16 protein-coding genes are annotated in these 14552 nt (G+C 72.7%); 12 read left to right on the top strand and 4 right to left on the bottom strand.

Annotated elements, in window-relative coordinates:
* The 6 genes from PT931_RS34315 to PT931_RS34290 all read left to right on the top strand — a co-directional run.
* Positions 1-2050 (top strand): outer membrane protein assembly factor BamB family protein (locus PT931_RS34315; protein ID WP_456249883.1); only part of this gene is annotated, 2050 nt, incomplete at its 5' end.
* Between the two features lie 173 nt (positions 2051-2223).
* Positions 2224-2802 (top strand): HutD/Ves family protein, encoded by a 579-nt coding sequence (locus PT931_RS34310; RefSeq protein WP_456249882.1) that lies wholly within the window; start codon positions 2224-2226, stop codon positions 2800-2802.
* Between the two features lie 4 nt (positions 2803-2806).
* Positions 2807-3538 carry a lysophospholipid acyltransferase family protein gene (locus PT931_RS34305; RefSeq protein WP_456249881.1) on the top strand — a complete coding sequence of 244 codons (732 nt, stop codon included), beginning with the start codon at positions 2807-2809 and terminating at the stop codon, positions 3536-3538.
* A gap of 42 nt (positions 3539-3580) precedes the next feature.
* Entirely contained in the window at positions 3581-4528 is a 948-nt protein-coding gene (locus PT931_RS34300; protein ID WP_456249880.1) for an acyl-ACP desaturase, read from the top strand.
* A gap of 304 nt (positions 4529-4832) precedes the next feature.
* Positions 4833-5423, top strand: a complete 591-nt coding sequence (locus tag PT931_RS34295; RefSeq protein WP_363728930.1) for an RNA polymerase sigma factor — start codon at positions 4833-4835, stop codon at positions 5421-5423.
* Positions 5420-6439: a CU044_5270 family protein gene (locus PT931_RS34290; RefSeq protein WP_456249879.1), complete on the top strand. Its 1020-nt coding sequence runs from the start codon at positions 5420-5422 to the stop codon at positions 6437-6439. The genes PT931_RS34295 and PT931_RS34290 overlap by 4 nt, the downstream gene beginning before the upstream one ends.
* Positions 6440-6500: 61 nt before the next feature.
* Here the strand turns inward: PT931_RS34290 and PT931_RS34285 are convergent, their stop codons facing one another.
* Both PT931_RS34285 and PT931_RS34280 read right to left on the bottom strand, forming a co-directional pair.
* On the bottom strand, positions 6501-7010 hold the full coding sequence (locus PT931_RS34285) for a hypothetical protein (RefSeq protein ID WP_456249878.1): 510 nt from the start codon (positions 7008-7010) through the stop codon (positions 6501-6503).
* 40 nt (positions 7011-7050) lie between these two features.
* Positions 7051-7935, bottom strand: coding sequence for a hypothetical protein (locus tag PT931_RS34280; protein ID WP_456249877.1), 885 nt, complete (start codon positions 7933-7935; stop codon positions 7051-7053).
* Positions 7936-8011: 76 nt separating this feature from the next.
* Between PT931_RS34280 and PT931_RS34275 the strand changes: the two genes are divergently transcribed.
* Positions 8012-8296 (top strand): DUF427 domain-containing protein, encoded by a 285-nt coding sequence (locus PT931_RS34275; protein ID WP_456249884.1) that lies wholly within the window; start codon positions 8012-8014, stop codon positions 8294-8296.
* 103 nt (positions 8297-8399) lie between these two features.
* Complete coding sequence (locus tag PT931_RS34270; RefSeq protein ID WP_456249876.1) at positions 8400-8933, top strand: FKBP-type peptidyl-prolyl cis-trans isomerase; 534 nt, start codon at positions 8400-8402, stop codon at positions 8931-8933.
* A 134-nt stretch (positions 8934-9067) separates the two neighbouring features.
* On the opposite strand, the gene PT931_RS34265 is transcribed toward PT931_RS34270, so the two are convergent.
* A complete protein-coding gene (locus PT931_RS34265; RefSeq protein ID WP_456249875.1) occupies positions 9068-9676 on the bottom strand; it encodes a response regulator in 609 nt (202 codons plus the stop codon).
* Between the two features lie 13 nt (positions 9677-9689).
* Entirely contained in the window at positions 9690-10820 is a 1131-nt protein-coding gene (locus PT931_RS34260; protein ID WP_456249874.1) for a GAF domain-containing sensor histidine kinase, read from the bottom strand.
* Positions 10821-10965: 145 nt separating this feature from the next.
* Here PT931_RS34260 and PT931_RS34255 point away from each other — a divergent pair, with 145 nt between their 5' ends.
* From PT931_RS34255 to PT931_RS34240, 4 genes are all read left to right on the top strand, one after another.
* Positions 10966-11637 carry an SDR family NAD(P)-dependent oxidoreductase gene (locus tag PT931_RS34255; RefSeq protein WP_456249873.1) on the top strand — a complete coding sequence of 224 codons (672 nt, stop codon included), beginning with the start codon at positions 10966-10968 and terminating at the stop codon, positions 11635-11637.
* Positions 11634-12068 carry a VOC family protein gene (locus PT931_RS34250; protein WP_456249872.1) on the top strand — a complete coding sequence of 145 codons (435 nt, stop codon included), beginning with the start codon at positions 11634-11636 and terminating at the stop codon, positions 12066-12068. The genes PT931_RS34255 and PT931_RS34250 overlap by 4 nt, the downstream gene beginning before the upstream one ends.
* Complete coding sequence (locus PT931_RS34245) at positions 12065-13102, top strand: S-adenosylmethionine:tRNA ribosyltransferase-isomerase (protein WP_456249871.1); 1038 nt, start codon at positions 12065-12067, stop codon at positions 13100-13102. Before PT931_RS34250 ends, PT931_RS34245 begins: the two co-directional genes overlap by 4 nt.
* A 160-nt stretch (positions 13103-13262) precedes the next feature.
* Positions 13263-14513, top strand: a complete 1251-nt coding sequence (locus PT931_RS34240) for an ATP-grasp domain-containing protein (protein ID WP_456249870.1) — start codon at positions 13263-13265, stop codon at positions 14511-14513.
* The last annotated feature ends 39 nt before the right edge of the window (positions 14514-14552 follow it).

Raw genomic sequence — 14552 nt, 5'->3', positions numbered from 1 at the left:
CCCCGCCGGGCACTGCCAACGCGCCGGGGRCGGCCCCGGCGCCCTGGCCGGGATCTTCCTCGTCGGCGGCTCCAGCCGCATCCCGCTGGTCGCCAGCCGCCTGCACGCCCGCTTCGGCGTCGCCCCGATGGTCCCCGAACAGCCGGAACTCCCCGTCGCACACGGCGGCCTACTCTGCGCGGACACCACCGACGCCCAGATGGCGGCCAACCCGATGTCGGCCCCGCCGATCTCCGCCCCGCCGATCTCGGGGCCGCCGACCTCCGGCCCCCCGACCGGAGGCCAGCCCTACCCGGGCGGCCCCGGCGCGACCCCGCCCTACTCGGGACCCGGCGCGGCGACCCCGGTCGGCTACCCCGGCGGCTACTCCGCCCCGGGCACCCCGCCCGGCGGCTACCCCGCTCCCGGCTACCCGGGCCAGCCCGCGACGGGCCAGGTCCCCTACGGCCAGCCCGCGACCGGTTCCGTCCCCGCTCCCCCGCCGGGCACCGGCTCGGCCATGCCGGGCTATCCGGGCCAGGTCTCCGCGCCCCCGGTCACCGGGTCCCAGCCGCACCCGGGCCAGATCCCCGGCCCGCGCACCGGCGGCCACCCGCTGCCCCCGCCCGGCCAGGGCACCAAGCCGGAACCGCTCACCTACGTCCCCCCCATCCGGCCGCGCAACGCGGGCAAGTTCCTGCTCCGCTTCCTGCTGCCGGCCGTGATCATCATCGTGGTCGCGGCGTACTCCGGCTTCGGGCCGGCGCAGAGCCTGATCAGGGCCATCGGCAAGAAAGCCGACTCCGCCGCCAACGGCCTGGGCTCGGACCTCGGCGGCACCTCGGGCAAGCTGGACCAGACCCAGAACGTCGCGCTGGTCAACACGGGCGACGCGGCGGTCGTGGTGTCGGGCGACGTCGCGTACTACGCCTCGGTGAAGGCCGGCGGCACCGACGTCGTGGCCCTGCCCGTGAAGGGCGGCGCGGAACTGTGGAAGCAGTCCGTGAAGATGGCCGAGTCCGACATCTCGATCAACGTGGTCGGCGGGGTGGTCCTCGTCGGGGGCCGCGAGACCCGGTCGGGCATCAACGCGGCCGACGGCAAGGTGCTGTGGGACAAGAAGCCGTGGACGGGCCGGCGCGACCTGGCGTACATCGGGTCGGACGTCATCGTCGAGAAGACCGGCGACATGAACCCGGCCCTGACCCGGGTGGACCTGAAGACCGGGAACGACCGGTGGACCCGCCCGCAGCCGGGCAAGGACCTGCTGATCAACGACATGCGGCTCGCGTTCGCCAACCGCGTCTGGGGCCCGGGGGCCGAGGGCGTCACCGCCGCCCACACGGAGTACGCCGAGTCGCTGGGCGCGCAGCCCGAGTTCGTGATGGTGGACGAGCCCAAGGGCAAGATCCACGTGATCGACGCGGACGGCAAGGACAAGGTCGTCAAGCCGATCGCGGTGGAGACCCGGGACTGGACGGTGTTCAACGGGCTGTTCATCGGGAGGCAGGCCGGCACGGCGACGCTCGTGGCGTACAAGGTGGCGGACCTGTCGAAGGCCTGGGAGGCCCCGTACCCGGAGGGCACGTCGTTCGGTCTGGTGAGTCCGTGCGGTCCGGCCCTGGTCTGCGTCCCGATCCAGAACTCCGGCCAGTCCGGCAGCACGCTGACCGCCTTCCAGACCACCGACGGGGTGAAGGCGTGGTCGAAGGACTTCGATTCGGGCAGTTCGTCGAGCCTAGGCTGCCTGGCGCTCGGCGGGAAGGCGCTGTGCGGCTCGCTGACCTTCGGTTACGTCAGCGACGGGGTGCTGATCGATCCCGAGAAGGGCGAGAAGAGCGCCAAAGATGTCGGCAAGTTCATCGTGATCCGGGCCGCCAGCGCCCAGCGCTACGTGTTCCAGAAGTTCGAGTCCTCGAGCTGGGTGGTGGGCGTCGGCGACGTCGGCTCGACCAAGGTGACGAAGTCGCAACCGGTCGGCAAGGAACAGATCAAGGGTGCCGCGATCTCGGGTGACACCGTGGCGGTGATCGACGGCGAGCGGCACGTGCGGGTCCTGCGGATCTCCTGACCCACACCCCACGGGACACCGGGCCCGACCCGCACCCCCTGGGACACCGGGCCTGACCGGCACCCCAGGGGACACCGGGCCCGACCCGCACCCCAGCGGGGACACGGGGCCCGACCCGCACGTCGCGGGGACGCCGGAGCAGGCGTCCCCACCCGACCCGGCACACTCGGGGGATGCAGATCCTGCGCGCCGCCGACCGCGTCCCCACCCCCTGGCTCAACGGCGGGGGCGTGACCCGCGAGGTCGCGGCCGGCCCGCCCGGCGCGGGCCTGTCCGGGTTCGACTGGCGGGTCAGCCTCGCCGACGTGGCCGCGAGCGGCCCGTTCTCGGCGTTCGCCGGGATCGACCGGATCATCACCGTCGTGGCCGGGGCGGGGATGACCCTCACGGTCGACGGGGTCCCGACGACGGTCACCGGGGGGTACGGGCCGTTCGCGTTCCCCGGCGACGCCGCCACCGACTGCGTACTCCTCGACGGGCCGATCGTCGATTTCAACGTGATGACCCGACGGGGCCGCACGACCGCCCGGGTGGAACTGGTCAGGGACACCGTGGCGCTGGACGGACCGGCCGTGCTGGTCGTGGTGCTCTCCGGCCACGCGGAGCTCTCCACGGCCCCCACGGACCCCGCCACGGCCTCCCTGGGGCGCTACGACGCCGCCCTGCTCACCGACCGACCGGCCACCCTCGCCGTGGACGGCCTCGCGGCGGTGGTCCATCTCGATCCCGTCCACCCCGGCCCGCTACGGTAACGCCATGTCGGACTACGTGTACCCACCGGTCATCGCCGCAGCCAAGCTCCTGTTCCGCGCGCTGGACATGAGGATCACGGTCATCGGCGCCGAGAACGTCCCCCGCGAGGGCGGTGCGGTACTGGCCAGCAACCACGTCAGCTACCTGGACTTCATCTTCGCCGGCCTGGGCGCGAACGAGTCCCGCCGACTGGTGCGTTTCATGGCGAAACAGGAGATCTTCGAGCACTCCATCGGCGGTCCCCTGATGCGCGGTATGCACCACATTCCGGTCGACCGGGAGTTCGGGATCGGTTCGTACAAGGCGGCGCTGTCGGCGTTGAAGGCCGGCGAGGTCGTGGGCATCTTCCCCGAGGCGACGATCAGCCAGAGCTTCACGGTGAAGGAGACGAAGAGCGGAGCGGCCCGGCTGGCGGCGGGAGCCGGAGTACCGTTGATCCCGGTGGCCCTGTGGGGCACCCAGCGGCTGTGGACGAAGGGCCGGCCGCGCACGCTGACCAGGCGGCACACCCCGATCACGATCATCGTCGGTGAGCCGTGGCGGATCGAACGACGAGCTGACCAGAATGAGACGAACGCTGAGCTCAGAGCACGGATGTCGGCTCTTCTCGACCGCGCGCAGCGCGACTATCCGGATTCGCCCGCCGGCCCCGGGGATTCATGGTGGCTTCCGGCACATCTGGGCGGCACAGCCCCCACCCCCACTACCGATACCAGCGAACCTACGATACCGTAACCTACGCTACCGTAGGTACCTGACAAGCACGTGGAGGCCACTGTGACCGCCGAGTCCCCCTCGTCCACGGTCCTTTTGAAGGAGCTGGAGCCGGTCGTTGAGACGAACCTCAACCGCCACTTCGCGACAGCCAAGGAGTGGTTTCCGCACGAGTACGTGCCGTGGAGTCAGGGCACCGACTTCGACGGGGTGCTCGGAGGGACGGCGTGGGACGTCGAACAGTCCCAGCTCTCCGAGATCGCGCGGACCTCGCTGGTCGTCAACCTCCTGACCGAGGACAACCTGCCCAGCTACCACCACGAGATCGCGACCCTGTTCGGCCGCGACGGCGCGTGGGGCACCTGGGTGCACCGGTGGACGGCGGAAGAGGGCCGGCACGGCATCGCCATCCGGGACTACCTGCTCGCGACGCGCGCGGTGGACCCGATCGCCCTGGAGCGGGCGCGGATGGTGCACATGTCCACCCCGTTCATCAACACCTACGACGACACCGCGATCCACTCGATCGCCTACGTCTCGTTCCAGGAGCTCGCCACCCGGGTCGCGCACCGCAACACGGGCAAGATCAGCGGCGACCCGATCTGTGAGCAGCTGCTCGCCCGGATCGCCCTGGACGAGAACCTGCACATGGTGTTCTACCGCAACCTGCTCAACGCGACGTTCGACCTCGCGCCGGACGTGGCGATGCGCGCCGTCTACGACGTGGTCAGCTCGTTCCAGATGCCCGGCAACGGCATCGAGAACTTCGGCCGCAAGTCGGTGCAGATCGCGATGGCCGGCATCTACGACCTGCGGATCCACCACGACGAGGTGGTCATCCCGGTGCTGCGCAACGTGCGCGCGTTCGACCGTACCGGCCTGGCCGGCGACGGCGAGAAGGCCCGCGAGCAGCTCGCCGCGTTCATGGCGACCCTGGACGGCCAGGCGAGCCGGTTCACGGAGAAGCGCGACGCGCTCAACGCGAAGAAGGCGGCCCGCGCGGCCGCCTGAGCCCACAGACGCACGACCGCCGGGTCACCCCAGTCCACGGGGTGGCCCGGCGTTCCGCGTCCCAGGGCCACGGACCGGACGGGTACGCGGCGCGCGGAGCCCCGGTACCCCCATAGTCACGGAAAGTAGTTTTTGAACTACTTTTTGCCGGATATGTGCCCTGACCAGCAGCTCCGCTGGGGCACTCCCATAAGGGCACCAACTCCCGTGAACCAATCTCGCCTCTTGTGGAGAGACACGGTTAACTAGACCGGTGTCCACAGGAGGCCCCAGTGATCCGCACCCGCCCCCCGGGGATCCAGGGGTGAACGGCGTCGCGTCCTCCGAGTGCACCGACGCGCAGATGATCGAGGTCTCCCTGCGGGACTCCGAACAGTTCGCGGCCCTCTACGACCGGCACGCCGACCAGCTCTACCGGTATGCGTACCGGCGGGTCGGCCCCGGCGTCGTCGAGGACATCGTGGCCGACACGTTCGTGGCCGCGTTCCGCCGCCGCGACAGCTACGACCTGGCCTGCCCCGACGCGCGCGCCTGGCTGTTCGGGATCCTGACCAGGGAGATCGCCCGGCACCTCCGCCAGGAGAAGGCCCGCTACCGGGCGATGTCGCGGGCGTTCACCTCGGCCGAGGAGGAGGATCCGGCGCTGCGGGTCGTGGCGGACGTGGCCGCGACCGCCCTGCGCGGGGAGCTGGCCGCCGCGCTGGCCCGGTTGTCCGCCGGCGACCGGCACGTCCTGTTGCTGATCGCCTGGGGCGACCTGACCTACGAGGAGACGGCCAGGGCGCTGAACATCCCGATCGGCACCGTCCGCTCCCGGTTGAACCGGGCCCGCCGCCGGGTGAGGTACGCACTGGGGAACAGCAATCCGATGAGCACCAGCGAGGAGCGAGGGTGAACGAGCAGGACATGCTCCAGGATCTCGGCGACCTCCTGGACCCGCCCAGCCACACGCCACCGCCCCGGCTGCGCGAACGGGTGCTCCGGGCCACGGCCCAGCCGGCTCCGCGCCGCAGGGGCTGGTGGGGGGCGCGCGCGCAGGCCCTCGGCGACGCGCTGTCCGGCCTGCGGCCCGGGTTCGGCCCGCGCCGGTTCGGCTGGCGGTTCGCCCTGGTCGGCGGGCTGGCGGCCGTGATCGCGGCGGGCATGTTCGTGGTCCAGACCTCCACGGTCGGCGGCCTGCCCCCGGTGGCGAACGCCGAGGCGGGCGTCGTGCTGCACGGGGCGGCGGACTCGGCCCGCCAGGACCCGGAACTGACCGCCCGACCTGACCAGTACGTGTACGTGGAGTCGGTCACCTGGTACCCGAAGGAGGGCGAGCCCGGCCAGACCACGGTCCGGACCTGGCTGTCGGTCGACGGTACCCGCGACGGCCTGGTCTCCTCGGGTCTGCCCGACCGGACCGGCGCCGCCGAGCACCCGCTGCCCGGCTGCCGCGACGGCCGGGCCGCCGAGTGGGAGCAGGGTGGCGCCCTGTCGACGGACCGGACCAGGCCGTGCACGCCGGAGCCGGGCTACCTCGCGGAGGTCCCGGTCGACCCGGTCCGGGCCCGCGCGAAGCTGTACCAGGACACCGAGGGCGACGACCGCGACCAGCAGGCGTTCGCCGCGGTCGGGGCCCTGCTCACCGGGGGCTACGTGGCCCCCGCCGCCCGGGCCGCCCTGTTCACCGCCGTCGCGACCATCCCCGGGGTGCAGGTCGTCCGCGACGTCGCCGACGCGGCCGGCCGGCTCGGGGTCGCCGTGGCCCGCACCGACCGCGGCACCCGTTACGAGCTGCTCTTCGACCCGGCGACGTACGCGCTCCGGGGCTGGCAGCAGCGCCCGGTCGACGGCACGATGGACATGCGCATGCTGCGGCCGGTGGCGTTCGTGCGGGTGGCCGTGGTGGACCGGGCCGGCCAGCTGCCGTAGGCCGCACCCCGGGCCGGGTCGAGCCGCGCCCGGGATCGGCCCCGCCCGGTGGGTCGGGGGCCTACGGCCAGTACTGGTCCGGGCTGTTCGCCGTGAAGATCCACCGGCCGCTGCAGTCCAGGAAGTCCACGCTCGTGTACCCGCGCCCGGAGCCCGACACCGGCTCACTGTCGAGCGGGTAGTGCCCGAGGCTGTACGTGTCGACCGTGTACTGGTACCGGGGCTGGCCGTTCACGAAGATGAACACGTTGGCCTTGCACTGCCCCCGGGTCCGCGAGTTGAGGTAGAAGTCACCCCACAGCGCCTTCGACCGGTAGCTGACGCACGGCCGGGCGTCGGAGACGTTCACACAGCCGCCCCCCGACGCGGCCGCCGCCGCCTGACCGCCCGCGGGCTGGGCCACCGGGTGCTGCCCGGCCGGCCCGGTCACCGAGTGCGGCTTCGGCTGGTCGGCCCCGCGCAGCACGGTGACCTTGTGTGCCGACCCGGGGGCGGCGTGCGCGGGGGTCGGGACGACGAGGGCCGCCGTCGCGACACAGAACGCGAGTAGTGCGACGCGGGGCTGAGACATGTGTCCTCCAGGAGGGCGGGCGCGGCGTGCGCCAGGAATCCTATCTGGACCCGCTCAGGATTTCCGCCGCTCCGGCCATCAGGTACTCCGCCACGACGTCCACGTGCCGCGCCCGCCAGTCGGCCAGCGGGGTACCCCGGACGTCGTGGTTGAACGCCCCCACCGGGGAACCCGTGGCCACGTCGAGGGCCGCGAGCGCGTCCCGGACCTCGTCGGTCGCACCGGCCTCGGGAGTGGGGTGGTTCACAGAACCGGCGACCACGAAGTCCGCGCCGAGCACGAACGCGGCCGCGACGCCCTCCCGGGTACCGAGGCCGCCGCCGTAGCCGATCCGGGTCGGGGAGCCGAGGCGGTCGCGCAGCCGGACGAGGGCGAGCAGGTGGGCGACGTTGCCGCCGAGCACGGCGATGTCGGTGGCCACGGGCAGGCCCGGTGCGACGGACCCGGGCCGCGGCGCCGGGTCGGGGCCGGCCCAGGCGGCCGACTCCGGGTCGGGGCCGGTCCAGGCGGCCGACTCCGGGGGCAGCAGGAACGGCAGCGCCGCCGCCGGGGACGCCACGTTGACGAGGAGCTGGCGGGGGCCGGCGGAGAACCGGTACCGCAGAAGATCCGGGGTTGGTTCCGTATAGCCCGTCGCGTCGACGCACCGCACCCCGGCGTCGAGATAGCGGTCCACCAGCTCGGACTCGCGCCCGGCCGGCAGTTCCATCCCGAACGGCGTGTCCCGCAGCTCGTCCAGCGCGGCGACCACCGCCGCCAGGGGCATGTGCTCGGCGCCGTAGAAACCGAGCAGCCCGGCCTTGCCGAGTCGGAGGCACAGGTCCACGGAGGTCACCGCCGAGGGCAGCGCGCCGGCGAGGTAGGAGTACCGCACGCCGTAGTCCGCGCGGAACGCGGCACTGCCCAGGGCCACTGTGTAGGTCATGCCCACAAGAGGAACATGTCCGGATTGTGGATCGTGGTCGGGGTGCCGCGGCGTGGGTACAGTCGATGGCATGGTCATGCGGGCGACATGGAACGGCACGGTCATCGCGGAGTCCGACGACACCGTGGTCGTGGAGAGCAACCACTACTTCCCCCGGGAGTCCGTGCGCTGGGAGCACCTCACCGACAGCGACACGCACACCAGCTGCCACTGGAAGGGCCTCGCGTCCTACTACTCGATCACGGCGGGCGGCGAGACGAACCCGGACGCCGTCTGGTTCTACCCGGAGCCGTTCGAGGCCGCCGAGCACGTCCGCGACCGGGTGGCGTTCTGGCGCGGCGTCGAGGTCTCCGTGGTCTGACTCCGGCGGCCCTGACCGATCCGCACCCCCGCGTCTGCTCCGTCCCGGAAACGGCGCCGTTCCCCGGTCGCCGGGAGCCCCGCCATGCCCTAGGGTTCCTGGCATGCGTAGCGGAACCCTGCCGGTAGTCGTCCTGGCCCTCGCGGCCCTCACCACGGCCGCGTGCGGCACCGACAGCGCCCCGGCGTCGACCGGCTCCCTCGCCGACTCCAAGGCCGCGTGCACGGCCGAGGACGTGAAGGTCGGCGGCGAGCCCGGCAAGCGGCCGACGGTGACGATCCCGGACACCTGTTCCCCGCCGACCATGCTGCTGATGAAGGACCTCACCCCGGGCAGCGACCCGGTCGTGAAGGCCGGCGACGCCGTGGACACGAACTACCTCCTCGTCACCTGGTCCAACAAGAAGGAGGTCGACGCCTCCTGGAACCGCGGCCAGACCTTCCAGGTCGCCCCGGTCGGCCAGGCCCGGGTGATCGACGGCTGGAACGAGGGCCTGATCGGCATGAAGCAGGGCTCCCGGCGGCTCCTGATCATCCCGGCGGACAAGGGCTACGGCCCGGACGGCAACAGCGGCATCAAGGGCGGCGAGACCCTGGTGTTCGTCGTCGACGCGGCCAAGGTCACCCCGGGCGCATAACCCACGACCCTTCGACGGGTACGCCGGGCGGCGCCCACCCGCCGGCCCGGCACCGCCGCTCCCCGCACCTGTCCCGCGCACGCGGCCGGCGCCGCACGGGATCCGGTCACCCGACTCCCGGCCCGAGCCCCGGCCTAGTCGAGGTACCCGTGGCGGACCGCGTACAGCGCCGCCTGGGTGCGGTCCTGGACCCCGAGTTTCGTCAGCACCGCGCTGACGTGCGTCTTCACCGTCTTCTCCGCCAACCCGAGCTCCCGGGCCACCTCCCGGTTCGAGTGCCCCCGGGCGAGTTCCACCAGGACCTGCCGCTCCCGGGCGGTGAGCCGGGCGTCGGGGGCCGGGCGCTCCCCCAGCGCGAGCAGCTGTGCCACATCGGGGTGCAGGAGCACGTGCCCGGCGTGCACGGCCCGGATCGCGGCGGCGAGCGCGGGCGGGTCGATGTTCTTGTACACGTACCCGGCGGCCCCGGCCCGCATCGCCGGCAGGACGGCCGAGGGCTCGGTGAAACTGGTGATGACCAGCACCCGGGCGGGGTTGCCCCGTTCCCCGAGCCCGCGCAGCGCGGCGACCCCGTCGGCCCCGGGCATCTTCAGGTCGAGGACGATCACGTCGGGCCGCAGGTCCTCGGCGACGGCCACGCACTCGTCGCCGTCGCCGGCCTCGCCCACGACGGCGATGTCGTCCTGGAGCTCGAGGAAGGTGCGCAGGCCCTGCCGAACGACGGGATGGTCATCGACGATCATGACCCGAATCCGGTCACCGGCCATCGTCGGGCACCTCCACCCGGATCGTCGTGCCGCCGGCCCCCGACGTCACCGTGAACCTCCCACCGGCGGCCCGGGCCCGGTCCCGCATCGAGGCCAGCCCGAGCCTGCGGGTGGCCCGGCCGGCCTCGGTGGGATCGAAGCCCCGGCCGTTGTCGGAGACCAGCAGGTAGACCACCCGGTCCCGGGCGAACAGCGCCACGTCGACCAGGGCGGCCCCGGAGTGCCGCAGCGCGTTGTGCAGCGCCTCCTGGGCGATCCGGAACACGGCCTCCTGCTGCGGCGGGGACAGTCGCGGCAGGTCCCCGGCGGAGAACCGGACCTCGGCGTCGTGCACCCGGTCGAGGAGTTCCACGTGTTTGCGCAGCGCGAGGGCCATGCCGTCGCCGGCCAGTTCGGCGGGGAGCAGGCCGGTGACCACGGCGTGCAGTTCGTCGACTGCCTCGGCGGCGAGCTGGCGGACGGTGGCCAGCTGTTCGGCGGCGCGGGCCGGGTCCCGGTCCAGCAGGGTGCTGGCCGCGTCGGCGGTGAGCCGGAGGCTGAACAGTTTCTGGGTGACCGCGTCGTGCAGTTCCCGGGCGATCCGGGTGCGCTCCTCCAGGATGGACAGCTCGCGGCCGCGTTCGTACAGCCGGGCGTTGACCAGGGCGATGGCGGCGTGCGCGGCGAGCAGGGTCAGCAGTTCGGAGTCGGCGGCCGTGAATCCGCCCGGCTTGTTGGCCAGGTACAGCCCGCCGAGGATCTCGTCGCCGTCGGTGATCGGCATGCCCAGGAAGGCGGCGAGGTCGGGGTGCGCCGCCGGCCAGTACCCCTCGAATCCGGGGTGGTCCTTGATGTTGTCCAACAGGACCGGCTTCGGGTCGTGCAGCATCACGCCGAGCACCCCGTGCTGGCGGGGCAGCGGGCCGATCGCCGCCCACTCCGCGTCGGTGATCCCGTCGACCACGAACTCGGCGAACGAACCGGCCGCGTCGGGGACGCCCAGCGCCGCGTACTCCGCGCCGAGGAGTCTGCGGGCCGACGTGACGATCGTCTGCAGCACGTCGCGGGCGGACAGGTGCGAGGTGACGGCGAGGACCGCCGCGCTCACCTCGCGCAACTCCGCCCGGTCCAGCTCAGCCATGCACCCACCGTACCGACCCGCCCGGCCCGCCGAATCCGGCATCGGACCTACGACTTAAGTCCCAGCCCCGTGCCGACCCGAGCCCGATGGCGGGGACGGCGCGCCGCCCTAGCGTCGGAGGCACACCAACCCCAGGAGGTACGCGATGTCCGTCGCCATCATCACCGGCGCTTCCCGTGGCCTCGGCCTGGCGCTCGCCACCGGCCTCGCCGACGCCGGCTGGCGCCTCGTCCTGACCGGCCGGGACGCCGACACCCTCGACGCGGCGGTCCGCCGGTTGCCGGCCGGCGCGGCGGTGGCCGTCCCCGGCGACGTCACCGACTCGTGGCACCGGGAGGCGATCCTGGCCGCCTCGGAGGAGCTCGGCGGGCTGGACCTGCTCGTCAACAATGCCGGCATCCTCGGCCCGAGCCCGCTGCCGCCGGTCGCCGCCACCCCGGTCACCGCACTCCGCGAGGTGTACGAGGTCAACGTCCTCGCCCCGCTCGCCCTCGCCCAGGCCGCGCTCCCGACGCTGCGGGCCCGCGCCGGCACCCTGGTCAACATCAGCTCCGACGCCGCAGTGACCCCGTACGAGGGCTGGGGCGGCTACGGCTCGGCGAAGGCCGCGCTGGACCTGCTCAGCTCCGTGCTGGCCGTCGAGGAGCCCGGGGTGCGGGTCTGGTGGGTCGACCCGGGGGACCTGCGCACCCGGATGCACCAGGACGCGTTCCCGGGCGAGGACATCAGCGACCGGCCCGAGCCCGCGTCCGTGGTGCCCGCGTTCCTGAAGCTGCTCGGCGACCGGCCGGCCTCGGGTCGGGTCCGGCTCGCATGAGGGCGCTGTGGCTGCCGTACTCGACGGCGGACCTCGACGCGGCCACCCGGTTCTACACCGGGCTGGGGCTGACCGAGGTGGACGGCTGGGAGCGGGACGGCGAGCGCGGGGTGGTGCTGCGGGTGCCGGGGACGGCGTATGTGGAGCTGGTCTCCCCGGGGCCGGCCACGACCTGGGCACCCGAACAGGCCCCGACGCACGGGCCCGCCCCGACCTGGGCTGCCGGGCCGAACCCGACCCACGGGGCGGCCCGGGCGCCCGGCCCGCCCGCCCCCGTCCCCCTCGCCTTCGAGTTCGCCGCCCGCGCCGCCGTCGACGCCGAACACCGCCGCCTGGGCGGGCGCGCCCCCGGCCGGTACCCCCGAGGGCACTACGGGTTTGATCTCGCCGGCCCCGACGGCACCCCTCTGATGATCTGGAGTGAGACGTGACTGTCCTGGATTTCGTCCTGCCCGCCGAGCTGGAGGCGCACGACCCGCCGGAGGCCCGTGGCCTGACCCGCGACGGGGTCCGGCTGCTGGTCGGCCGCAGAGCCACCGGCGAGGTCGGCCACCACCGGTTCACCGACCTGCCCGACCTGCTCGAACCCGGGGACGTGCTGGTGGTGAACACCTCGGCCACCATGCCGGCCGCCGTGCGGATCCCCGGCTCGGACCTGTCCGTGCACTTCTCCACCGAGCTGCCCGACGGCCAGTGGCTGGTGGAGCTGCGCCGGGGGCTGGCGCAGTACTCCGCGGCCCGCTCCGGCGACGTCCTGGCCCTGCCCGGCGGCGCGACGGTCACCCTGACCGCGCCCTACTCCCGGGGCCGCCTCTGGCACGCCCGGGTCACGACGCACGCCCGCGTCACGACGGACACCGGGCTCACGACGGACACCCAGGTCCCCGACTACCTGCAAGAACACGGCCAACCCATCCGGTACGGCTACGTCCCGCGCCCCTGGCCCCTCACCTCCTACCAGACGGTCTTCGGCACCGAACCCGGCAGCGCGGAGATGCCGAGCGCCGCCCGCCCGTTCACCCACGAGCTGGTCACCCGGCTGGTGTCCGCCGGTGTCCTGATCGTCCCGGTACTGCTGCACACCGGGGTGGCGTCGCCGGAGGCGCACGAGCGGCCGTACCCGGAGCGGTTCGCCGTCAGCGAGCACACCGCCCGGGTCGTCAACCAGGCCACGGGGCGGGTACTGGCGGTCGGCACCACGGCGGTCCGGGCCCTGGAGAGCGCGGTTCGCCCCGACGGCACGGTCACCGCGAAGGCTGGCTGGACCGATCTGATCATCACCCCGGAGCGCGGGGTCCGGGTGGTCGACGGCCTGCTCACCGGGCTGCACGAGCCCCGCGCGTCGCACCTGGACATGCTCGCCGCGATCTCCGGCACGGCCCTGCTCGATCGGGCGTACGCGGAGGCGGTGGCGGCCGGTTACCTCTGGCATGAATTCGGGGACCTGAACCTTCTCCTCCCCTAAATTGCATCTGTCCACCGAGGACCCACTTTGGAGCGTTAACGCCTCCCTATTGGGGGAGAACCCTTGACACCATTCGACCCGGCAGAGTTCCATTTTGCTATGTCGCGTTTTCTTTCCGAGAACCGAGAACGACAGTAGTGAATACATGGAGGTCCCGCCGATGAGTACTGGCCCCGTGGTGGTGGTCGGTTTCGTGGTTGCCCTGCTCAAGACCATGGAAACGTTCCAGCCGGCCGACTCCGTCATCTTTGTCGACGAGCCTGACGTGTTCCGAAAGAAGGACGCCGCACCAAAAGTCGCGGACGCCCGTTGCGTCGCCGACACGATCGAATTCGAATACTTCAATCTGCCCGCCGCCGCGGACGAGTTCTTTCACCGGTACCGTGACCTGAACCCGTCCATGGTCATTCCCGCCGTCGACTACGCGGTGCCCTTCGCCGCCCGGCTCGCCGAGCGCTACGGGGTGGCCGGTGCCACGTACGGCGCGGCCGCCCTGCTCCGGGACAAGGAACTGCTCCGGCTCGTGGCCCGCGCGGCCGGGATCGCCAACCCGGCCTCCGTGCCCGTGGCCGGCCCCGACGAGGTGCGCGCGTTCATGGCCGCGCACCCCGGCCCGGCGATCCTCAAGCCCGCCAACCGGCAGGCCGCGATCGGTACCCGGATCCTCGCGGAGCCGGCCGAGATCGACGCCGGCTGGACGAACTGCCTCGACCAGGACGAGGGGATCGCCACCCCGGACCGGGCGATGCCGCTGCGGATGCTCGTCGAGGAGTACGTCAAGGGCGAGGAGTTCAGCGTCGAGATGGTGCTCCGCGGGGGCGCGCCGCTGTTCGCCAACGTCACCGGCAAGGCGTTGATCCCGGGCCCCAAGCCGGTGGAGAACGGGCACATCGTGCCGGCGGACATCCCCGCCGAGCTCACGGCCGCCCTGAACGCCGAGACGGTCCGCCTGATGGACGCCGTCGGGTTCGACACCGGTTTCGTGCACTGCGAGTGGATCGTCCGCGACGGCACGATCTACCTGGTCGAGTGCGCGGGCCGGATGCCCGGGGACATGATCATGGACCTGATCCGCGAGGCCTGGTCCTTCAACATGGTCGAGTACTACTTCCAGGTGATGCGGGGCGAGACCCCGTCCCGGGAGGTGCCCGCCGAGGCCCCGGCCGGCGCGGCCATCTGGTTCCTGCACACCGAGCCCGGCGAGGTGCTCAGCGTCGACGGCCTGGAGGAGGCCCGCCAGCAGCCCGGCGTGCTCCAGGTCGACATGCTGGTCCAGCCCGGCGGCCGGGTGCACGAGCTGCGCAGCTCGTGGGATCGGGCCGGCCTGGCGATCGCCCGGGGCGAGTCCCCGGCCACGGCGTTGGCCGCCGCCCAGGACGCGATCGACACCCTGAAGGTCAAGTTCGTCTGACGGGTACGCGAAAGAGGGGCGCCGCGCGGCGCGCGGGGC

Source organism: Longispora urticae (assembly GCF_053902585.1).
The sequence above is the reverse complement of the archived record's forward strand: the minus strand, read 5'-3'. Positions and strand labels throughout refer to the sequence as shown.